Origin of the sequence: Acidisphaera rubrifaciens HS-AP3 (assembly GCF_000964365.1) — a bacterium.
In the GTDB taxonomy this organism is placed as follows: Bacteria; Pseudomonadota; Alphaproteobacteria; order Acetobacterales; family Acetobacteraceae; genus Acidisphaera; species Acidisphaera rubrifaciens.
Map to the genome: position 1 here is coordinate 1 of NZ_BANB01000922.1, position 504 is coordinate 504.

The following is a 504-nucleotide window of genomic DNA, read 5'->3' on the forward strand; positions in this document are numbered from 1 at the left end:
GCCTCGGGCCGGTCGGCTTCGGGGCGGTCGGCTTGGGGGGGCGCGCCCTTGGATGCCGTGCCCTCTTGTGCCGCGACGCGCAGGACGGCCACGTTGGTCGACGGGTCGCGGCCGAGCAGCCGCGCTGTCGCGGCGGTGCCGTCGGGCAGCACCACGGCATGGTCGCCGCGTCCGGGCAGGGCCTGTTCGGAGGTAACCAGAAGGTCCGCCCGCCAGAGGATCGCGCTCAGCGGCGTCTTGCCGCGCCGCTCGATTGCCGCGACGAAGGCGGCGCACGCCGCCGCCCGCATCGCCAGGGCCGCCGAGAGGGCGGCGATCGGATCAGGCGGGGGGGCGCCGTCGGTGGGGGGCATCAGCCGCACATGGGCGCGCCGCCATCCGGCCGCCATCCCGCCGTATGACGGGGCTTCATCCACCACCGTGACGCGGCCGGCAGGGCTTCACGCGCGCCGGCGCCGCGAGGATGGGGTCCAGCAGGGCGGCGATCTGGCAGGAACTCAGATG

General features: G+C 76.0%; 1 protein-coding gene. It reads right to left on the reverse strand.

The features are described from left to right. The coding region (locus B8460_RS19060; protein WP_456303913.1) for a hypothetical protein at window positions 1–353 on the reverse strand (353 nt) is incomplete at its 3' end. Between the last annotated feature and the right edge of the window lie 151 nt (window positions 354–504).